Source organism: Bacillus sp. UNC322MFChir4.1 (genome assembly GCF_000746135.1).
Lineage (GTDB): Bacteria > Bacillota > Bacilli > Bacillales > Bacillaceae_G > Bacillus_A.
The window spans coordinates 1-20,322 of record NZ_JQKQ01000023.1 but is presented as its reverse complement, the minus strand read 5'-3'; the positions used below and the strand labels follow the sequence as shown (position 1 = coordinate 20,322).

21 protein-coding genes and 2 pseudogenes are annotated in these 20,322 nt (G+C 34.0%); 15 read left to right on the top strand and 8 right to left on the bottom strand.

Translation table 11 applies throughout. The features are described from left to right. The first annotated feature begins 100 nt into the window (after nucleotides 1-100). The 7 genes from BR72_RS10300 to BR72_RS10270 all read left to right on the top strand — a co-directional run bounded on the left by BR72_RS10300 (nucleotide 101) and on the right by BR72_RS10270 (nucleotide 6,196). A complete protein-coding gene (locus tag BR72_RS10300) occupies nucleotides 101-553 on the top strand; it encodes a hypothetical protein (RefSeq protein ID WP_177206943.1) in 453 nt (150 codons plus the stop codon). A gap of 997 nt (nucleotides 554-1,550) precedes the next feature. Beyond that, on the top strand, nucleotides 1,551-2,579 hold the full coding sequence (locus tag BR72_RS10295) for an ABC transporter ATP-binding protein (protein WP_035432682.1): 1,029 nt from the start codon (nucleotides 1,551-1,553) through the stop codon (nucleotides 2,577-2,579). Beyond that, nucleotides 2,554-3,342, top strand: coding sequence for an ABC transporter permease (locus BR72_RS10290; protein WP_035432680.1), 789 nt, complete (start codon nucleotides 2,554-2,556; stop codon nucleotides 3,340-3,342). Before BR72_RS10295 ends, BR72_RS10290 begins: the two co-directional genes overlap by 26 nt. Nucleotides 3,343-3,347: 5 nt before the next feature. Then, nucleotides 3,348-4,148: an ABC transporter permease gene (locus BR72_RS10285; RefSeq protein WP_035432678.1), complete on the top strand. Its 801-nt coding sequence runs from the start codon at nucleotides 3,348-3,350 to the stop codon at nucleotides 4,146-4,148. Between the two features lie 399 nt (nucleotides 4,149-4,547). Then, a complete protein-coding gene (locus tag BR72_RS10280; RefSeq protein ID WP_035432677.1) occupies nucleotides 4,548-4,910 on the top strand; it encodes an MmcQ/YjbR family DNA-binding protein in 363 nt (120 codons plus the stop codon). An 87-nt stretch (nucleotides 4,911-4,997) separates the two neighbouring features. Next, nucleotides 4,998-5,576, top strand: a complete 579-nt coding sequence (locus tag BR72_RS10275) for a cysteine hydrolase family protein (protein WP_035432676.1) — start codon at nucleotides 4,998-5,000, stop codon at nucleotides 5,574-5,576. Between the two features lie 260 nt (nucleotides 5,577-5,836). Continuing rightward, nucleotides 5,837-6,196: a hypothetical protein gene (locus BR72_RS10270; RefSeq protein WP_035432675.1), complete on the top strand. Its 360-nt coding sequence runs from the start codon at nucleotides 5,837-5,839 to the stop codon at nucleotides 6,194-6,196. Between the two features lie 138 nt (nucleotides 6,197-6,334). Here the strand turns inward: BR72_RS10270 and BR72_RS10265 are convergent, their stop codons facing one another. Beyond that, a complete protein-coding gene (locus BR72_RS10265) occupies nucleotides 6,335-7,582 on the bottom strand; it encodes an MFS transporter (RefSeq protein ID WP_035432673.1) in 1,248 nt (415 codons plus the stop codon). 110 nt (nucleotides 7,583-7,692) lie between these two features. Between BR72_RS10265 and BR72_RS10260 the strand changes: the two genes are divergently transcribed. Further along, the gene (locus BR72_RS10260) at nucleotides 7,693-8,550 is read left to right on the top strand and encodes a LysR family transcriptional regulator (protein WP_035432672.1); all 858 of its coding nucleotides are present in this window, start codon (nucleotides 7,693-7,695) and stop codon (nucleotides 8,548-8,550) included. Between the two features lie 507 nt (nucleotides 8,551-9,057). Here the strand turns inward: BR72_RS10260 and BR72_RS10255 are convergent. Continuing rightward, nucleotides 9,058-9,603, bottom strand: coding sequence for a 2'-5' RNA ligase family protein (locus BR72_RS10255; protein ID WP_197059940.1), 546 nt, complete (start codon nucleotides 9,601-9,603; stop codon nucleotides 9,058-9,060). Nucleotides 9,604-9,924: 321 nt separating this feature from the next. Here BR72_RS10255 and BR72_RS10250 point away from each other — a divergent pair, with 321 nt between their 5' ends. Beyond that, nucleotides 9,925-10,299 (top strand): hypothetical protein, encoded by a 375-nt coding sequence (locus BR72_RS10250; protein WP_051957289.1) that lies wholly within the window; start codon nucleotides 9,925-9,927, stop codon nucleotides 10,297-10,299. A 183-nt stretch (nucleotides 10,300-10,482) separates the two neighbouring features. Here the strand turns inward: BR72_RS10250 and BR72_RS10245 are convergent, their stop codons facing one another. Then, nucleotides 10,483-11,316: a YwqG family protein gene (locus BR72_RS10245; RefSeq protein ID WP_035432670.1), complete on the bottom strand. Its 834-nt coding sequence runs from the start codon at nucleotides 11,314-11,316 to the stop codon at nucleotides 10,483-10,485. Nucleotides 11,317-12,170: 854 nt separating this feature from the next. Between BR72_RS10245 and BR72_RS10240 the strand changes: the two genes are divergently transcribed. Together BR72_RS10240 and BR72_RS10235 are read left to right on the top strand one after the other, a co-directional pair. After that, a complete protein-coding gene (locus BR72_RS10240; RefSeq protein ID WP_035432669.1) occupies nucleotides 12,171-13,208 on the top strand; it encodes an SDR family oxidoreductase in 1,038 nt (345 codons plus the stop codon). A gap of 296 nt (nucleotides 13,209-13,504) precedes the next feature. After that, nucleotides 13,505-14,017 carry a GNAT family N-acetyltransferase gene (locus BR72_RS10235; protein ID WP_331280392.1) on the top strand — a complete coding sequence of 171 codons (513 nt, stop codon included), beginning with the start codon at nucleotides 13,505-13,507 and terminating at the stop codon, nucleotides 14,015-14,017. Between the two features lie 129 nt (nucleotides 14,018-14,146). Here BR72_RS10235 and BR72_RS10230 read toward each other — a convergent pair whose 3' ends face one another. Beyond that, nucleotides 14,147-14,620, bottom strand: coding sequence for a hypothetical protein (locus BR72_RS10230; protein WP_035432664.1), 474 nt, complete (start codon nucleotides 14,618-14,620; stop codon nucleotides 14,147-14,149). 155 nt (nucleotides 14,621-14,775) lie between these two features. Between BR72_RS10230 and BR72_RS10225 the strand changes: the two are divergent. After that, a pseudogene (locus BR72_RS10225) lies at nucleotides 14,776-14,946 on the top strand (MFS transporter); the annotation flags it as partial. Here BR72_RS10225 and BR72_RS27650 read toward each other — a convergent pair. Continuing rightward, nucleotides 14,915-15,010 (bottom strand): annotated as a pseudogene (locus tag BR72_RS27650) (FMN-binding negative transcriptional regulator); the annotation flags it as partial. The pseudogenes BR72_RS10225 and BR72_RS27650 sit on opposite strands and share 32 nt — an antisense overlap. Before the next feature lie 449 nt (nucleotides 15,011-15,459). Between BR72_RS27650 and BR72_RS10220 the strand changes: the two are divergent. Continuing rightward, nucleotides 15,460-16,065: a PRK06770 family protein gene (locus BR72_RS10220; RefSeq protein ID WP_035432658.1), complete on the top strand. Its 606-nt coding sequence runs from the start codon at nucleotides 15,460-15,462 to the stop codon at nucleotides 16,063-16,065. A 316-nt stretch (nucleotides 16,066-16,381) separates the two neighbouring features. Here BR72_RS10220 and BR72_RS10215 read toward each other — a convergent pair whose 3' ends face one another. Next, nucleotides 16,382-18,205: an APC family permease gene (locus BR72_RS10215; RefSeq protein WP_035432656.1), complete on the bottom strand. Its 1,824-nt coding sequence runs from the start codon at nucleotides 18,203-18,205 to the stop codon at nucleotides 16,382-16,384. A 331-nt stretch (nucleotides 18,206-18,536) separates the two neighbouring features. Continuing rightward, the gene (locus BR72_RS10210) at nucleotides 18,537-18,980 is read right to left on the bottom strand and encodes an EVE domain-containing protein (protein ID WP_035432651.1); all 444 of its coding nucleotides are present in this window, start codon (nucleotides 18,978-18,980) and stop codon (nucleotides 18,537-18,539) included. Nucleotides 18,981-19,044: 64 nt separating this feature from the next. Between BR72_RS10210 and BR72_RS10205 the strand changes: the two genes are divergently transcribed. Further along, nucleotides 19,045-19,383, top strand: coding sequence for an RNA polymerase sigma factor (locus BR72_RS10205; RefSeq protein ID WP_331280391.1), 339 nt, complete (start codon nucleotides 19,045-19,047; stop codon nucleotides 19,381-19,383). 68 nt (nucleotides 19,384-19,451) lie between these two features. Further along, entirely contained in the window at nucleotides 19,452-19,988 is a 537-nt protein-coding gene (locus BR72_RS10200) for a DUF5643 domain-containing protein (protein WP_051957288.1), read from the top strand. 142 nt (nucleotides 19,989-20,130) lie between these two features. Here the strand turns inward: BR72_RS10200 and BR72_RS10195 are convergent. Next, the coding region (locus tag BR72_RS10195) for a transposase (RefSeq protein WP_035432645.1) at nucleotides 20,131-20,322 on the bottom strand (192 nt) is incomplete at its 5' end.

Here is a 20,322-nt window from a genome sequence, read left to right as displayed (position 1 = left end):
TTTTTCTCCTTTTATACAAGAAATACCCTATATTTCATACTTATCCTTACTCACATTTAACATCGCTCAGAATAATATGTATCTAGAGGGTGTGACAATAGTGGAAAAAAACGTTGAAATTACAAAAGATATACAAGTCATACGGTCTATCCAGCGCGATCTCAATATTGTGACAGGCGCACTATTGTTAACTGGACAAATCACCATTATAGGAGTTTTTGTGACACCAGGAGGGTTTCGCGTTTCATTAGGAGGACCATTAACAGGGGAAAGTCGAGTCGAAGGTAAATTTGAGAAACAAACTACGAATGTGATTATTGATGTAATAGATGTTATCCTCGCTGTTTTATTACTTAATGATGAAATTGGTGTTACGGGTAGCTTTATTGCACCAGGCAGATTTACCATTAATGTTAGTGGACCTATTTTTGGTGTTCCTAAACTTGAACCCACTCTTCCTTACTTGAAAAGAGATTATACTTTCTTTCAAAAGGTTGTGTCCAAACATTTTGATGTTAATCCTAATTTATTAAAAACACTTACAAAGGAATGATGACATGGCTTTAACCGATCTTCCTACTTTTAAGCCATCTGAAAATGGAATCTTTCTTCTAGGTCTTTCTTTAATTATTTTTATCTTCTTTTTTACTCAACATAAAGAAGAGATAGTACAATAACCCCAAATAGTCCATATTGGGTTCCGCCCCATCACGAGCTAACAAATAAAGTGAAACTTTAATCAGTGGGGGTTTTCTTCATCCCCCACTGATTATTAGTTGAACCAATCGGGCTTTTACGGGCAGTTTATCTCCCACCTAACTTCTTAAGAAAAGCGGAAACGTCCGGAGATTCTAGCCGCTAGAGCTGGACAATGTTTTCGCTGAATTTTGAGGTGGGAGTATTACTGCCCGTTAATGCGGGATAAAAATACTCCAAAATGAAAATAGTAAACTTAATTATCATAAATAAATGTAGCGTGAAAAAATTTCGTTTTGAGTGCACTTCAAAATCTTAAGTTGATGGGTATGAGGTCTTGCCGACAAAATGAGGGTCTTATATGCTAAGTAATTTCCGACATAAAATAAGCCGATTTACTGTTGAAGTGCACCCCAATTGTTAGATAAGGTCTAACAACTCGGGTGCATTTTTTATGGATAAATTTTCTTCAAAAGGAGAAGTACGAGCGGTAAGCCGATATTTAGAGGGGACTGAAGGCGGGAAGACAATTTCTATTTGAAATAGAAAAGCTTAATTATGGGGAAGAGGCTTGAAAGGTTATAGTAAAGATATTAAGTCAAGGGGAAAATGTTTTTGCGTGTGGTTCGTTTCGATACACTTAAATCTATTGATAATATTTAAATGCTACTGTAAAATTATACTAGTTTCTATTTATGCAAACGCTTTCGTATGAGGGTGCTAGATTATCATTTACAATGAATCTCTATTTTATAGGAGGCAGGTGTAATAGGATGAAGGAATTTATTTGATTGCTATCATACTTTAGCTGTGTAACGGCTAATATTTGTAAAGGGGAAGTAGGGGATTTATAAATGATTGAAGTAAAAAATGTTACGAAAAGCTATAAGATATTAGAGAGAAAAGCGGGTCTAATGGGTGCAATAAAAGCTTTGATTAAACGTAAGTATTATGATAAGCAGGCAGTGCAACCGATTTCTTTTTCTGTTGAAAAAGGAGAAATGGTTGGATATATCGGATTCAACGGTGCTGGAAAGTCAACCACTATCAAGATGCTGTGTGGAATCTTAACTCCAGATACAGGTGAAATTAAGGTAAATGGAATTATTCCATACAAAGATAGACAGGAAAACGCTAAAAATATAGGAGCTGTTTTTGGCCAACGTACACAACTTGCTTGGGATATACCGGTGCGAGAGTCTTTCGAACTATTAAAACATGTTTATGAGATTCCAGAAACAAAATATCAGGAAATGTTACATTTATTTGAAGAAGTACTGGATCTCGGAACTTTAATGCCATTACCTGTTCGTCAGCTATCACTCGGACAAAAAATGCGTTGTGAGTTGGCTGCTGCTTTTCTTCATCAACCTTCTGTTGTGTTTCTAGATGAACCTACAATTGGTTTAGATATTGATGTAAAGGAAAAAATACGTAGTTTTATTAAGGAAATGAATAAGAAATTGGATGCAACAGTTGTATTAACTACTCATGATATGCAAGATATAGAAGAGCTTTGCCAGCGGATTATTATTATTGATAAAGGGTCTATTATTTATGATGGGGACTTACAAAATCTTAAAGATCGTTTTTCTTATAACCGCATTCTATCTTTAGAATTAGAAGAGTACACAAAGTTTGAGATTCCTGTATCACTACAAAATTACATAGTCGTACAGAAGAATGCAGCAGAAAGTAAATCTCATGTAGAGTTAAGCTTTCATACAAAATATGTTTCATCGGAATTTGTGCTTTCAGAACTTGCAAGGCACAATAAAATATTAGATTTGACGATTTCTAACCCTAAATTAGAGACAATTATTAAAGATCTTTATCAGCATGGAGGTGAGGAATCCTTTGAGGAAATATTGGGAAATGCTTAAAGTGCAGATAAAGCTAGATACCTCATATGCAGCGTGGTATTGGGCAGGTACATTTGCAATTATCGTTAAATTATGTACGTTGTATTATTTTTGGACTGCTGTATATGAGAATAAAGAGACTGTTGGAGCACTTTCACTATCTAACATGCTAACTTATATGGTTATAGCTTTGTTGTTGGAACAATATGTATCGGGAGTAGGGAATAACTTAGCTAGAATGATTAAACAAGGTGATATAGCATTGGAACTGATGAAGCCATATCACTTATTAGATAAACTTGTAGCGATGGATATAGGGCAAAAAATTTCTAATTCTATGCGTACAACGTTTCCTATGTTACTGTTTGCCATTTGGTTTGTAGGGATTCAACTACCGCGATCATTAGAGTCTTTTCTATTATTTACGGTAAGTGTAGTTTTAGGTATTTTAATTGGAACGCAATTAGATCTTATTATCGGTATATTAGCTTTTTGGACTGTTAATATATGGGGACTACGCCTTCTGCGAGAGTCAGTTATTCAATTTTGTTCAGGTGCACTCGTCCCATTATCGCTATATCCGCAATGGTTTCAAGAAATGAGTATGTTTTTACCTTTTCAGTCTATGGTCTATATCCCTGTTTCTATTTATACAGGTTCTATATCAGGTACCCAAGCTTATATGGCAATTGCGACACAATTCATATGGTTAATCGTGATTACAGTACTTGTTAGATTCTTATGGACTTTAGCAATCCGAAAAATCACAATATTTGGGGGGTGAGTGAATTGTTGCAAACTCTTAAACGATACTCATTCTTATACATTGTCTATTTTAAGCAGCACTTAAAAGTGATGATGGAATATAAAGTAGACTTTTTAATAGGAATTTCTTCAGTTTTCATTCAACAATTTGCCGCTATCTTTTTTATAAAAGTGGTATTTGATCATATTGAAACTTTAAAAGGATGGAATTTTTATCAAATTCTCTTAATCTACGGAATTGCTTTTGCAGGAAGGGCAATCCATCACATTTTCTTCGATAATTTATGGACGATTGGATGGCAATACATTCGGACAGGAAATTTAGACCGTTTGCTTATTCGCCCAATTAATCCGCTGTTCCAAATTATAGCAGAGCGTGTTCAACAAGATGGAATAGGACAACTATTAATAGGGGGAGTGGTTCTTTATTATTCTATTAGTAATTTAGATATTGCTATTTCGTTTGGAAATGTACTGATACTTATTATAATGATTTTATCAAGCGGTATGATCTTTGTTGCATTAAATTTATTTTTTATAACATTTTCTTTTTGGATGACAGATAGTCTCCCTGTTGTATCAGCAGTATTCAGTTTAAGTGACTTTTCGCGATATCCGATTACCATTTATAATAAAGTGATCGCATTTATTTTAACGTTTATTATTCCTTATAGTTTTACGTCCTTTTATCCAGCGGCTTATTTCTTCGATAAGGGATATAAATGGGTTTCTTTATGTACACCACTCGTTGCGATAATACTATGTTTTATAGCTTATCGTTTTTGGAAATTTGGATTGAGTGCATTTACTAGTACAGGAAGTTAACTATATGTATATAAGTTAAAACATTTACATACCCCCCTTTTTCTATAGGAGGATAAGAGCATCTGGCCGTGCATAGTAGCGGTCAGGGTCTTTTCCTACCACATGCAATAGTTTAAAACAAAGGGAAGTTGAGGTCATGATGTATTCTGCTTAGCAATAACTTATATGTCGAAATATTAAAACGGATGTATTTAAATAATTGTATGTAAGGAAATCAGTTGGAAATGCGATAAGTGATATCTCTAAGAAGCATCTTGAGTTAATTCAGAAGGAGTTAAGCAATTGGAACTGTAAAGAATCTTTTGTATTATATACTTATCAGATTGCGAGTCGTCATATGATTTGAGATAAATACTGTTTGGGCTTGAAGTAATAAATTTGTATATAAGGAGCCTATTTATGGAGAAACATATATTAGAAGGATATTGTCGAAATCAGCTTGGAGCAATTCATGATTATAAAATAGAATGGCAAGCAGATCGTTATCAAGTGGGAGGTAAAATGTTTGCTATGCTTGGCGGAGATTCAGTGGGGAAGCCTATACTATCATTGAAATGTGATCCAGAGCGTGCTGAATATTTGAGGGAAACATACGAAGGGATTATTTCTGGATATTACTTGAATAAAGTACACTGGAATTCCATTTATCTAGATGCTGATATTCCTAAAGAGTTATGGGAGAAGTTAATTATTCATTCCTATGAGCTAGTCCTTCAAAAGTTACCTAAAAAGATTCAAAAAGAAATTGGTAGTTTGGAATAAAGACTGAAACAATGAATGGATGGGATTAAAGGACTAAAAAAGGATTTAATGATTAGATATAGTCATTCTAAGGGCAGGGGGAAATACATGTTAAATAAATTAGATAATGCGGCATTAGTAATTATTGATGTTCAGAAAGCATTTAATCATGAAAAATGGGGTGTACGAAATAATTTAGAAGCAGAACAAAATATTGAAAGTTTATTAAAAATATGGAGAAAAAAGAAATACCCAATTATCCATATTGAACATTTATCAGATAATATTCATTCTATCATGCATCCTAGTCATGAAGGTTCAGAATTTAAAGATATTGTAAAGCCAATTGAGGGTGAAGTTGTTATTCAAAAGAAAGTAAATAGTGCGTTTATAGGGACGAATTTAGAAGAGTACTTACGTACGAACGGTATTGAAAAGGTTGTTATTGTTGGGTTAACAACGCCTCATTGCGTTTCAACTACTACAAGAATGAGTGGTAATTTAGGATTTGATACATATCTTATTTCAGATGCCACAGCTGCATTTGGAATGAAAGGGCCAAATGATATATACTACAGTGCAGAAGAAATTCATGCTATTTCATTGGCTACATTGCATGAGGAATTTGCTACCATTCTTACAACTAACGAGATGATGGGAATTACGGAGATAGAGATCTTAAAATAATTTTTTTATAGGGATAGCATCACGTTGTTATCGAATGATATGTAGGATTTACAAAGAATATATATGCTATAAAACAAAAAAGACTAGACTTAGAACGCATATTAAACCTTTATAATATGTGTTCTTTTTCTTTATGTTCAACATCCACATTTTTTCTTTCTGTCATGAATAATTTCCCACGTTTTTTATAAACTTCTTCAAATTTTAGTTTAATAATAAAGTATCATTACTGATTAGGAATAAGGGAGGAGGACGAGAGTATGAGGGGAAGACCAGAAATGAAAATTGAAAATGAAAAAATTTATAAGACGAAGAAGAATCCCAATGGAATGTTTGTAGCACAGCTTATTCAAATACCTAAGGAAGAAGAAAATTTAGATATTGTATTGGTCATTCAAAATCGTAAAAACAAACAAATTATTTATAAAGAAGTCTTAGTAACAACGGATAATCATTATCTTTCCTTTCGGCTTGCACGAGGGAATATTGAATGGGTTTCATTGAATACAGTTGCCGTATGGGATAGACTGGGTCAAAAATTAGTGGAAGTTGCAGCATTAACAGGTAAGGAAAATTATCGAATTTCTGACGAACATTGTTCAGCATATCGGGAAAAATAAGTGTAGAAAAAGGAAATGCGTACAGTCCTTTTTCTACACTTATTTTTTACTCAAATACTTTGTTAAGTAATCATGTTTACTAGTTAAAACAAAAGGAGTATTTGTTAGTTTGGAATGAAAAACGTTCTTCTAAAGTTATTAAACAGATAAGAAATTTCGAATACGTAATTGTTTGTTACGATATTCGGTAATGCTTAACCATATTCCACTCAAAGCAATGAGAAGAGCTAGTATACTAAACGGAGCAGTATAACTATGTAGATGGTCAACAAGTATACCAAACAACGCAGGTGCAAGTACAATAGCAAATTGATTTAATGTTAAAGCAAAACTCACAGTTAAACCAATAAATTGCGGATCTGATTTCTCTGATACGAAAACGATAAATAAACTAAACCACCCGATAGCGAAGAAACCAAGGCAGAAGCAGAAGATTATGAGTAACCAAAAAGTCATATAGGTCATGACATAACTCGTGCAAAGGAGCAATAAGACAGTGATACTGATAGTAATTTGTAATGGAATAACGCGATTTCCTTTAAATATGTTATCACTAGCCCATGCTAGAAGGACCCTCCCAAACATTCCACCTAGCAATACTACACTTAATAATATTCCAGCATGATGAAGATTTGTATGAACTTCATTTGTAAGATAACTCATTAGGTGAGAAACGAGCACCATTTGTAAGGACATCATTGTTATTCCAATTAAAAAGATAGGATAGAGAGAATCGTTTCTTTGTATCTTCTTTAACTTTGTAAGGAAGGAAACCGTTTCTGTTTTTTGAATGCTAGAACGCTCCTCACGATAAAATAGGATGAACAATGAGCCCCCGCTCATAGCTACAATTGCTTGCACAAGGATTACAGAAGGAAGGCCATATTCATAAAAAAAGAAAGGAAGCGTACTAGAAGCTAAAGCACCTCCGATGGGAATTCCAGTTTGACGAATACCCATTGCAAGTCCTCTACGCTGAGGAGGAAACCACTTTACAATCGCTTTACTGCCCCCAGGTTGTGCCGTTCCATACCAAACTCCTACAAATAGTAAAATAGCAACTACATATGTGTAATTGGTGACTGGATAGGCAAGCAACATACTCGCTCCAAGTAAAATAGATCCTCCTCCTACAATCCATCTTTCGCCATATCGATCCATTAAGTTTCCAAAAAACAGCATTGAGAAGATCGGCCCAATATTTACAGCTGACACAAGTAACCCGGTTTGAAACTGAGATAGGTGATGTACTTGCTGCCATAAAGAAGCTAACGGGCCAATCCCGTACGTAACAAAAGTAGCAAATGTTTGTGAAATAGTTGCAATCAATAAAATAATCCATTTGTAAGAGCTAGTGGAACCATTTTTAGTTTTTTGTCGCTGCATTCTATCATAGCCTCCTCTTGTTCTAATTGTATGAATAGAAAGACATCATGTAAAATGAATAATAAAGATAAAAGATATCAAAAAAAATGATATCTCAAGAGGTGAGTTATATGGATATTAAAGATTTGACTGTATTTAAAAAAGTAGCCGAAGAAGGAAGTATATCGAGAGCAGCAAAATCACTAAACTATGTTCAATCAAATGTAACTATGAAAATTAAACAGCTAGAAGATGAGTTGGGAGTCCTTCTATTTTATCGTAACGGAAAGGGAGTTACTTTAAATTCTAATGGCGAGATTTTGTTAACATATGCTAGGAAAATACTAGACTTAACTGAGCAATCAATCAGATTGGTACAAAGTAATCACTCAACACCTCTAGGCACATTGAAGATTGGATCTACCAACTCTACAGCTGCAGTCCGATTACCGCCACTTCTGAAAAGCTATTATGAAAATTATCCTGAGGTTGAATTAGTGTTAGAAGCCAATACAAGCACTGAGCTAACACAACTTGTGCTCGAACGTAAACTAGAAGGAGCTTTTATTGTTGAAGATGTTCATCATCCAGATTTAACTTCCATTTTGTTTTGTGAGGAAGAACTAACGATTATTAGTCATCAACCTTTACATACTTTTCAAGAGCTTGATAAAGTCACTATGTTAGCTTTTGGGAACGGCTGCCACTATCGAAATATGGTAGGAAAGTGGTTAAAAGAAGAAGGTATCTATCCAAAGCGTGTATTAGAATTTGGTACGATTGAAGCAATCATCGGTTGTGTGAAGGCCGGAATGGGCATTGCTGTCATGGTCAAATCAATTTTGAAAGACCATGAGGAATCTTTAACTTTGACTGCTCTCCCTGAGAAATATTCCAAAGTACCAACTTATTTTATTATGAGAAAAGACGTGCTTTTTTCGGCTGCTCTTCAGAAATTTGTTGAGCTGATTAAAGAAAAAACTGTGTAACTTAATTCTGATTATTGAGGTTTGTTTTAGCGGCGGCATATAGGATAGGGGTCTTCAAGGTTGTCTATGAATGAAATTATAAGCTTCACCGTAAATGGTCGTCTTCATTAAAAGCATAAAATAATCTATTGTACTTGAGATATGGGGAATTGTATTAAAATTTGGTATACACAGCCAGTAGCAATCTGCATGGGGATTAATCCATTTGGTAAATATAGTTTTGATGCGGATTTGTGTAGTTTGGGGCTTACATGTATCCGTATAAGAAACGAGGTAATTGGCATTCTGTATATCTGTTAATTGTTTCTTTTTGTTTTTTTGTGAGGAATTATTTATGATTAAGTATCCGATACAAAGTAACATAATACTTGTTATGAGGAAAAATAAGAAATTGTACTTATTTATCATGTAAGCATCTTACAGCACTCTGAAAACGCTTGGATAACTATTCAAGCGTTTTACTATTCTTTCAAAGTCTTATTAAATGAATTGACAGCGAATAAGACTCTACATTTGAAGATGCTTTTTAAACGGAATATCTAGATATTTTACATATTTGTTTGTTTCAATTTCTTGATATATGCGTATGAAATTCACTTCAAATGTAGGATAAGGACTGAGTTCTTTTTCAGTTATATTAGCCATGGCTTTTAATTCTTTACTAGATAACCCCCAATGTGTTTGTCCCATTGTTAAATGAGGTACATAATTATCTAGTTCCATATATTTTTTAATCAACTCATTATCAGGAGAAATGGCATTAACAATCTTTTGATGTAATTCAAAAATTTTTTCTGATGAAACACCCAAGAAAAGAACACTTTCTCCAAAAAACATTGGTTGATTTAGGGAGACATTGAACGTAGAAAAATTTGCACAAACCTTTTTCAATTTTTCAATCCATTCTAAATCGGCAGTTAAGCCACCTTGAGCTTTTACCGTAATGTGTGGCTCAACAACATCGACAAGTAAATTATTTTCCCATCGCTGTTGAACTTTAATTATTTTTTCTTTATATTCGTCTGGAGGCACAATCCCAATAAAGTATTGCATATGAATTCTCCTTTTTTAGTGAATAAAAATATTTGTACTTAAATAAAAGTTATCATCTCCTAATCTTATTTTCTATAATTATTTTAACAAAAAATTGAAAAAATATAAATTTTCTGGTATATATAGTTTTGATGATAACGTCCAATTTTGACATACTTGCCTCATTATAAAGTATATAAGAATTGGGTAGAGCTAGCTGTGAGTTGAAGTTCAGATGCCTATGAACAGAGGATTGCTCATTTATGTTACGAATGAAAATAAAGGATATACAATCAAATGTCGAAAATGATAATAAATGAATAGAACAGGAGATGAATCATTTTGAAACAACTGAAGGCTACAATTCTCTCAGTGGTTGCTTTTTCCTCACTACTATTAGTAGGCGGATGTCAAACGGCAGATAAGCAAACAGGCGACAAAACAGGAGCAACAGAAACAACGAAAGATGTACGGGAAATCGCTTGGAACTCACTTTCTGATTCGCAGAAAAAAGAAGTAATTGGTGGATGGAAAGATACCCAAGTGAGTAAAACGGTTGCAGATACAAATGGATTCGCTTTAAAAGACCGTTCTTTTGAGGGGAAAGAAGTGACACAGGTTGTGTTCCGTTCTACAAAGAGTAGTTTATTGGGAGACATTATCAAACTTGTAGATGAGGAGTCAGGGAAAGTTGTTGGAGCTGGTTTGAGGGAATAGTATAAAGAATGGAGAAGGGTGGTCAAAGTATTTCTTCACTGTAGTTATTCTTCACCATCGTACCTTAATAAAACATATGAAAACAAGGAAAAACAACATACCAATCGATATGTTGTTTTTTACGCTATTTATTAGGATTCTTTATATTACCTGAAATACTTACCGTAATGAATACTTTTTAATTTAACAACATTGCAAAATCAACCATGTATTTTCGAAGTTTTTTTGCAATAAATCTTCTTTTTTTATCCAAAAATACAATAGACCAGTGTCTCCCCAATACATTTGAGACTCGTCGTTGGTATCAATTTGTAAAAGTAACATCCAATCACGAGAGCTACCAGACAAACGTTTTCCCTCTTTATTTGAAGGATATGCATTTCCTAAATAAAATCCTTGCGTAACAAGATGGCACTCTTCTGCCATTTCTTCTGACTGTATAGCTTGTGCTGAACCGAGTAAATGATGCAATCCATTATACCCTTCCCCGATATACACTTCTTCTATTTCTTTATAAAAATCCCATTCATCATCATCTGATAAACCCGTTTTCCCAATTTTTTCTTTTGTCAATGTCCATGTTTCTTGAAATGAAATTAGTGAAGGTGGGAACGTTTCTGTTGTGATTTCTCTCCGTTTTAGTTTTTCTATATTTTCCGTATACAGAACACGATGTCCTCCAATATCTTTTGGATCAAACCCCCATGGCTGTTCTTCGGCATCATAAAAGAAATAGAGCATGCCTTTTGTAGGTAGTGGATTTCCTTTGTGATAGGGTTGTACTTCCTCTAAATTCAGTTGTCCAATAAAGTGTAGCGATATGTCATTTTTCATTGGAATCTCTAATTCATCAGGAAAATCAGGAAAACCTCCGAATTTTGATGTTCCCACTGCTATTTTTTCGTCAGATTCTCTACATAAATGTATTTGAATCGTTTGCTCAAGCGTATCTAAAATATTTTTCTCTAGATGCATGACACCGTACTTTTTAAGCACATCTTGTAGCGTTTTTTTCATTATGTATCACCTCATTCTTATTGTACAGCAACAGAGTTCTAATTTATCTTTTAAAAAAGCAATAATCATTACCCTTAATAAACCCCTTAATCAAAAAAAAATTATAATTATTAATAGAAGGGCTATATTTAAAAAAGAAAACCCTGCTATATAAGCAAGGTTTTCTTCTCATTAGAACTTGTACACATATTGAAGATCAACCTCACCAAAAATTGGTGTTGTCCCCTCATTAAAAGTAGCGAAAATACGGCGTACATTTTCATATGAAATAACTACACCTACACCCGCTTCAACCTCTACTGTATCTGTACCTCCATCAAATTCAATAGTAACATCAAATTCATTTTCCGTATTTCTATTAGCGTTGTTTGTAATAAGCGCTGTTACATTGTTTGGAATCCCATCTGCTGCTTTAAAAATATCTTCTTCATCATCGCCAATCGCAATAGCAAAATGGGCAGAATAACAAAATGTTTCCTTATCTTTTTCTTTCTTTTGACAGTTGGTAACTTAGAACGGGAGAAATGAATGGCTTATATATGTCTAGTTTGTGGGTACGATGGTTTAGAAGAAAACATACGGAACACCTGAAATTGAAGAAATGCTCCTGCAAGCTTTAGAATTGTATGTTATAAGATTGGTAGCCTTCTGATTAATTAGGAGTTTTTTTATGATGGAATGATTCCGGTATATGATTAAAAAATCATATTGAAGAAAGCAACATAATTTGTTTACAGTACATGAATAAAACAACATTAATTTTCTTATCACCCCCGTAACTTTTTCAGTAGGAAAATCGTTATATAAAGTGAATGTTAATTTTATAGGTTATGAAAATGAATGGGGGTAATTTTATGAAGGTCCTTATATTGGGGGGGACTCGTTTTTTGGGAAGAGCTTTAGTAGAAGAAGCATTGAAAAGAGGGCATGAAGTTACCTTATTTAATCGCGGCACGAATAAAGATGTATTTCCTGAAGTAGAGCAGCTAACCGGCAATAGAGACAGTGATGTATCATGTTTAGCAAATCGAAAATGGGATGTTGTAATGGACACATGTGGATTTGCTCCTCATCAAATTAAAAAAATTGCTGCTGTACTTGGAGATAACATCGAACATTATACATTTATATCCAGTATCTCTACTTACAAAGATTGGATTCCACTTCATATTAAGGAAGGCTATCATTTACAGCCTATGCCGCCTAGCGATAAGTTAAAAGCTGTTGAGGATGGGGAAATATCTCCTTACGAGTATTATGGAGCACTTAAAGTTTTATGTGAAGAAGAAGCAGAAAAACATTGGCCGGGGCGTGTTTTGCATGTAAGAGCAGGGCTTCTTGTTGGACCATTTGACTATTCAGATCGACTCCCGTACTGGGTTCAGCGTGTAACACAAGGTGGGAAAATAATGGTGCCAGGACGTTCAGACCGTCCTGTTCAACTGATTGACGTGAAAGATGTGGCAACCTGGGCATTCGATATGGCAGAAAACAGAAAAGTAGGCAAGTTTAATGTAACAGGGCCGAATAATGAATTGACGATAGACGAACTATTAAATACTTGTAAAGCAGTAACAAATAGCGATGCTGAATTTGTATGGGCAGAAGAACAGTTTTTAATTGAGAATAAAGTAAAGCCATGGACGGAGTTGCCTTTATGGATTCCTGAAAATTTCCCATTAGAAGGAGAGACAGAACCGTGGAAAGGTAGTTTTTTCATCAGTATAGAAAAAGCTGTTAACGCTGGTCTTTCCTTTAGACCTATTGAAGATATTATTTGTGATGTGTATCGATGGGAGAAATCGAGGCAGGATACAGAACGAAAAGCAGGTATATCAAGAGAAAGAGAGACCGAATTGCTAGAGGTTTGGTTTCGGAAGGGGAAATTATGATGAGAATATATACTGATCAAGCAGAGAAAGATTTTGCAAGGAAATAGATTTTTCTAAATTTAGTAGTCCAAAAGATCTGATATGATTGTGTGATGAAATTTAGATTTTAAAAATATGATTTTGAATTAATATTGCGTATTATTGAAGAATATCTTGAACGAGTTAGGCAATGGATTAACCCGTATAAAAAGTTTGGTGCTGAGGGACTAAAAAGAAAAAACTTCTCTCATTCTATTCGTTCTATTCTGAATGTTATAAACTGGAATGAAAAATGATATAGGAGAAAGAGGATGACAATGAAATTAGTGAAACCAACACACCAGTATAGCGAACAAATCATGGCTTATCGACAGGCATTCCTAAATTCAAGAGAACAACCTTATGGTAGTTGTTCCTTACAAAATTTTGATTCCGTAGACGAATGGTTTGAAAAAGTCGAAATTCAAGAAAAAGGAGAAAAATTACCAGCAAATCGAGTTTCATCCACTCAGTTTTTGAGTATTGAAAAGGGGAAATTACTCGGTTTAATCAATATCCGCCATCGATTAACGCCAGAATTACTGATGGAGAGCGGGCATATCGGTTATAGCGTGCACCCTGACGAACGTCGAAAAGGTTACGCCACAGAGCAACTTCGGCTTTCCTTATTTGAAGCGAAAAAATTAGGATTGGAGAAAGTGTTGATAACTTGTGACAAAGTAAATATCGGCTCTGCAAAAACCATTCAAAAAGTTGGAGGTATCTTAGAAAATGAAGTAATTTCCCCTGTTACTGGCGAAAGTGTTCAGCGTTACTGGATAGAACTATGAAATCGGAGTGAGGAATCATTCCGAAAAAAGTCTAACTTTTGGAGTTCAGTACAAATTAAACCTCTTATTGTCATTGGATGGATAAGAAATGATAAAAGCTCTCTAATTTTAAGGAGAGCTTTTTATCATTTATTTTTGATCGAACACAAATATTTGTTTGTATTTTCTTGCTTGTATTTTTTGACCATTTTCTAGCGTCTTTGGTAGTTCCTCTTGCCATGTAACAATAACCGTAATACCTTTTGCTTTTACTGACACAGGAAAATTAGGAAAATGACACTCATTAGTGGTGACTGTTCTCTCAGTCTCAAGCGCGTCTATATTTCCCCGCAAAGTCTTGGAATCGTTAAAGTTACTGTATATATCTACATCTAAATTATAAACATCTTTTCCTAGGTTCTTCACATCTAGACTATATGTGTTTACTACGCCTGGCTTTGGTTTTGAAAGCCTTGGGTCATTGTTAGCTTTATCAATTTTCAAGTGCCAATGTTCAGATGACTTTGATATAGGCAGATCACTAAACGAGGAAGCTTCCGCTAATATATTGCTACTGAATATAAAAAACAATATACAAAAAAGAATAGCAGTTATCTTTCGCATATTTTAACCTCCAAAATACAGGATTTTATCTTATTACTATTTCTTTAAATAGAAGGTAATATGCAACCAGTGCTATCTACTTCCGATAGCACTGGTTATGTAAAAGGGGAGTAGTCTGTATGGTTTTCTTGTATACGATATGAATGGAAATGCTATTGAATATGAAACACCATGGTCATGGCTTAAGTGAAGTGGGTCTTGTCATTGGATTTCATGTAGGTTCAATGTATCTTCCGTCACTCGTTACAGGAATCCTTGTTGATAAGATTGGCCGAATGGCAATGAGTATTGCTTCCGGAGTTTTTCGTATTTTTGTAGCAATATTGTAAAATCAAATTTTAACTCTCCCACGTTCAAAATGCTGGCTTTACCATAGTTCCATGTTGGTACATAACTAATATTCGAAGGTTCTCCAGTGAGGGTTCCTAAGATTTCATTTTAATAAGTATATTTTATTAAAATGAATAATTTATACTGATAGTTAAACGTAAAGAAAAAACGCTTAGAGTAAGAAAACTCTGAGCGTTTCTTTTTGTAGATTTATTCAACATAAACACCCTTTATTTAAATGGAGACGGTCAAAACAGCATAATAAAAGTTAATAGCGCCTCGTTCCCTATTTATAAACGATGAAGAAAACTTCCAATGTATAAAGTTATGATGATTTTACAGAATAATCTTGCAATATTAAACTGAAAAGAAATACAATAAAAGGAAGTCTATGAAAGATTTTGATAAAATAGTATTTTTGGGGGAGAGAACAGATGGATAATTTTTGTGAATAACGAAATAGGTAGGAAGAAAATAAGTAATGGAATGCTGGGGAGGAAAATCGGACAATGAAAACACTATTAAAAATACTAGGAATCATTGCTGGGATGGCAGTAATCGGTGTGGCACTTACTTATGGAATCTTATATTACCTCAATCAAAGTAAAGCAACTACTAAACAAACACCAACAGCGGCTCCAGCAGTGGAAGTGTTAGCTGATAGCAAAGTAAAAGCAGAAAACGTAAATCTGTTAGATAATGGTAATTACTCGTTGCCAAATAGTGATTTTAATAAAGATTTTAAGTGGACTGATGAAAAAGTACAAATTGCATTACACGAAATGGCACATCAAAAAGTAAAAGCAGATCAAAAGTGGGGTTATATTTTTATAACGCAAGAACGAATTGAAAGTTTATTAGGGGTTATTAAGAGCGGTGATATGAATCATAAAAATGTATATATAGATATTTTAGAAAGGTGGAAACAAGGGAAATACGAGAAGGTTGATGCCGATCATAATACGATTTGGAAATTACAAAGCGGGAACCTTGGTGAAGGTAAGGGTGTAATGTCACAAGAGGAACAGAAAGAGTTAATTAATAAAGTTTTCATGCAAAAAGAGACATTTTCAGGAAGTACGTTAATAGCAAATGGTGAACAAGGTAAAAAATGACCTATAAAAAATATATAATAGTGTTGAAAAGATTTGATTGGTAAACGTCAAGTAACTCCAAAATATACAACAAAGGTTGATTTTAGAGTTACTTTTTGTTTTCTTCACTTTTTTTCGGTACTTTGCAACTAGATGGTAAATCCATTGACCACGGTAAGACTTTATCAATTTCCTCTTTAAAATTCATTTTACTTAAAATACCAATTCTGCTAAATATATCGTATAAGTAAGGAAAACAAAAACGAGACCCCTAACTGATTAATAGTTAGAGGTCTCGTTTTAATAGAAAAATAGAAACTTGTAACAGTTTTAAACTCTATTTCTTAAATCGATACGGAACAGTTGAAACAATAACATTCTTTTTATATAAAAGATAAATCCTTAATAAAATACTTGATTGGTTGTGTAAAAAGTTATGCCAACTTTTCTTTGTGATAAACTGCGGAATAAGAACAGTAACGGAATGATGATTTTCTTGTGCTTTCTCTTGAATCTTTGCTACTAATTTTGTAATAGGTCTCATTAAGCTTCTATAAGAAGAAACGACTGTAATAAGACGAACATCTGGCTTCCATTCTTTCCATTTTTGCTGCATCTTTATTTCACTTTCTTTATCAAATGCTACATATACAGCAATGACAGTATCACCGATAGCCTCAGCATAATTTATGGATTGTTCAACTACCTTTGTAATTCCTGCAACCGGTACGATAACGATGTTTCCTTCAATTTTGTGAGGAATGTCGTTTGGATTGATACGTAATTGTTCACCAACCGAATCGTAATGTTTATAGATACAATGAAAGATGTACACAATAATTGGCAGGAAGATAACGACAGACCATACTTGTGAAAACTTTGTGATAAAGAATATAAGTAATACAGATAATGAAATAAGTGCACCTACTAAATTTGTTAGTAATTTAGGTAACCATCCTGCTGGTTTTTCACGCAACCATTTTATAATCATTCCCGTTTGTGACAAGGTGAAAGGAAGAAATACACCAACTGCGTACAGCGGGATTAATTGTTCTGTTTTTCCTTGAAACGCAATAATTAAAATGATAGAAGCGATTCCAAGAGTCATAATTCCATTTGAATATCCTAGTCGATCACCGCGCATTAAAAACATGCGAGGCATATATTTATCTGATGCTAGGTTAAAAGCTAATAATGGGAATGCGGAGAATCCCGTATTAGCAGCTAATACTAAAATAAGTGCAGTTGTTCCTTGAATAAAGTAATACACATAATTTCTTCCGAATACATCCGAAGCAATTTGAGAGACAACAGTCTCGTTGTGTTTCGGAGCGATACCGTACCAATATGCTAAAACGGTGATACCAGTAAATAATACTGCAAGAATTGCTCCCATCATCACTAAAGTAGTGGCTGCGTTTTTAGCAGCTGGCGCCTTAAAGTTAGGGATTGCATTTGAAATCGCTTCTACCCCTGTTAATGCAGAACACCCAGATGAGAATGCTTTTAATAAAAAGAATAATGTAATTCCTGGTGCTACCGTACCAATAGGTGAATGTAAAGATGCCGGCGCTTGTCCAGTTGCAATTTTAAAGACTCCAACAGAAATTAATACGATAAGTGCTAATACGAAGAGATAGACAGGATAAGCTAGAATAGAAGCTGATTCAGTTACTCCTCTAAGATTCAGAATGGTAATAAAAATAACAAGTATTACAGCGATTATTACGGTGTACTGATGTAAAGCTGGAAATGCGGATGTAATCGCATCTGTCCCTGCGGATACACTTACAGCTACGGTAAGAATATAATCTACCAGTAAGGATCCCCCGGCAACAAGACCCGCATTTATACCTATATTTGTTTTAGAAACAACGTAAGCTCCTCCGCCGTGTGGATAGGCATAAATGATCTGTCTGTACGATAAAATAAGTGCCGTTAACAAAATGAGAACACCGATTGCGATTGGAATAGAATACCAAAAAGCAATTGATCCGATTGCTGCAAGAACAATTAAAATTTGTTCTGTTCCATAAGCAACAGAAGAAAGAGCATCAGATGAAAGAATGGCTAATGCCTTTAATTTATTTAATTTTTGTTCACCTAATGCAGTTGATTTAAGAGGTCTACCAATTAAAAACCTTTTGAACGCTAAAAACATGGATGCACCACCAATAAGTAATTTTTCCAATGAAAAGAATATCACAATTGGTAGCGAGTGAATAGATGTTTTTATTATGAATTCATTCTTTTTTTATAGTAAATTGACAAAACAGTGACAGAATAAGCTTTTTATTTCATAAAAAAATGGATATAGCGAAGAGGGAAAATAAAAGTTATTGATTATATTTAGGATTTGAAATTGTAAAATAGAGTTTGATATGGGGGGTTATGTTTTTTACATAATACTTGTTATATGTGAAAATGAATATCTATTTAGATAAAGGGATCAGCCTTCAATATGTTGAAGGCTGATCTTTTTTAAATTCTTATCAAGTAGGGAATTCAATAGTTTCAATACCCATTTCCCGTGCTATTAATGTAAAATTTTCTTTGCTTATTTTGAGATACCCATATCGGAATGGATATCCCCACTTTTTCTTATTTTGAATAAAGGATAGTTTATCAATAAGTGGATGAATGTCTATTTCATTACATTGATAAAATTTGATATTTCTGCGAAAAGGAATAAAACCGTTCTCCATATCAAACTCGTAAATATGGTCATCAATTACATTGCCAATAGCTGTGAACATTTGACATGGTGCTTTTTCATTTAACTTATGTTTAGAAGAATAATATATAATCCAATCTCCAGATTTCATTCTTTTTAATGGGGAGGATTTGCCGTGACAAAGCCCGGCGAATCCACCTTCTACACCTTTTAAAACATGATCCCTTGAAGCGACGCCAATCCAATAGTTTATCTCATTCATTAGCGCATTAACACCCACATGATGAATCACTAGTTTCTTCAAAAAATAAAGATGTGGTTGGGAAATTCATCGTTTTAATGGAGAGATTGCTTCGTTTAAGACTTGGTTTCATCAAATATTAATTCATACAACTTTAAAACAGAAGCGGAAAAAGCAGTTTGCCTTTTTGCACCCTGAAACATGGTTTCGTATAAAAGATGTGAAAACACCAGAAAATAATTATCTCATACAAGAAGAGTCTCAGATGATTCTCGATGCAGTGCAGCAATTATCTAGCAAGCATCAAATTGTTATTATTCTTTTTTACTATCAAGATTTATCTATTTTAGAAATTTCGGAAGTGTTAAATGTGAAAGAAGGGACAGTAAAGTCACGTCGGGAAGTAATGGAATTAAAAAAGTAGATAACTATAAGTATGTAGGTTTATATACTGCTAGTACCTTGGAGGCTACTAAAGAAGAAAGTGTAAATATGCAATGGAATATAGAGTGCATTACAAACACAAATACAGGGAAAGAAATAAAAGGGAATTGGAACTTTGATTTCACTTTAAAGGCAACGGAAAGTAAAGAAAAACTAATTCATAGTAGTGTAGAACGAGACGGAGTAAAGGTATCTATTGAGAAATTATCCGTATCACCGATGTCATTTATCGTTTCGTATAAACAAGAAGTTTCCGAGTATATGAAAAATAGATGGGATGAAGTATATGTTGATTTGAGAATTAAGGATGATTTAGGGAATAGTTATGCCGGAGAAGGAAATGGGAGTATACGTGATGAAAGTTCTTATACTTTGAATGGAAGCAAAACATTTCAAAAAATCAATCCGAATGCAACAAAACTTATTATAACTCCTCATGTTATGTTAAGTAATCATAATGCTGATAATTATGGTGAAGCAGGAGGAGCTGGAAGTGAAGGAAGTAAATTTAATATATTAAAGAAAATTGGTAGCCAAAAAGAGGACCTCGTGTTAAAAGAGATCATTATCGAATTAGAAAAATAACATAGTAAACGAAAGGGCTGCTTTCTTTAAATGAGGCCACTGAAAAACTTCCGTTTTTCATCTCATAAAACATATGTAAAACAAAAAAGGCGACCTTTCGTTCAGTTTTGAACGAAAGGTCGCCTTTCTCTCTATACTTTTGTTACTGTTTCCCTTTTAATAATGTCATAATTCGTTTTAAATTAACTGCGAATATGGCCATCGCCCCTTGCATTCGCATGCCAATAAGACCCGAGGAAGATGCCACATCATACCCGTGTCTATGTTTGAGTTCACTATTTTTCGCTTCAATTTTATAGCGCTCTTTTGCTTTTTCTTTGAACAGCTCGCTTTC

Coding starts and splice junctions, on each gene's coding strand:
- BR72_RS10240 (WP_035432669.1), top strand. CDS start 12,171: ATGAAGGTCCTTATATTGGGGGGGACTCGTTTTTTGGGAAGAGCTTTA.
- BR72_RS10295 (WP_035432682.1), top strand. CDS start 1,551: ATGATTGAAGTAAAAAATGTTACGAAAAGCTATAAGATATTAGAGAGA.
- BR72_RS10280 (WP_035432677.1), top strand. CDS start 4,548: ATGGAGAAACATATATTAGAAGGATATTGTCGAAATCAGCTTGGAGCA.
- BR72_RS10260 (WP_035432672.1), top strand. CDS start 7,693: ATGGATATTAAAGATTTGACTGTATTTAAAAAAGTAGCCGAAGAAGGA.
- BR72_RS10265 (WP_035432673.1), bottom strand. CDS start 7,582: ATGCAGCGACAAAAAACTAAAAATGGTTCCACTAGCTCTTACAAATGG.
- BR72_RS10200 (WP_051957288.1), top strand. CDS start 19,452: ATGCAATGGAATATAGAGTGCATTACAAACACAAATACAGGGAAAGAA.
- BR72_RS10255 (WP_197059940.1), bottom strand. CDS start 9,603: ATGCAATACTTTATTGGGATTGTGCCTCCAGACGAATATAAAGAAAAA.
- BR72_RS10220 (WP_035432658.1), top strand. CDS start 15,460: ATGAAAACACTATTAAAAATACTAGGAATCATTGCTGGGATGGCAGTA.
- BR72_RS10245 (WP_035432670.1), bottom strand. CDS start 11,316: ATGAAAAAAACGCTACAAGATGTGCTTAAAAAGTACGGTGTCATGCAT.
- BR72_RS10270 (WP_035432675.1), top strand. CDS start 5,837: ATGAGGGGAAGACCAGAAATGAAAATTGAAAATGAAAAAATTTATAAG.
- BR72_RS10215 (WP_035432656.1), bottom strand. CDS start 18,205: ATGTTTTTAGCGTTCAAAAGGTTTTTAATTGGTAGACCTCTTAAATCA.
- BR72_RS10235 (WP_331280392.1), top strand. CDS start 13,505: ATGAAATTAGTGAAACCAACACACCAGTATAGCGAACAAATCATGGCT.
- BR72_RS10210 (WP_035432651.1), bottom strand. CDS start 18,980: ATGAATGAGATAAACTATTGGATTGGCGTCGCTTCAAGGGATCATGTT.
- BR72_RS10230 (WP_035432664.1), bottom strand. CDS start 14,620: ATGCGAAAGATAACTGCTATTCTTTTTTGTATATTGTTTTTTATATTC.
- BR72_RS10275 (WP_035432676.1), top strand. CDS start 4,998: ATGTTAAATAAATTAGATAATGCGGCATTAGTAATTATTGATGTTCAG.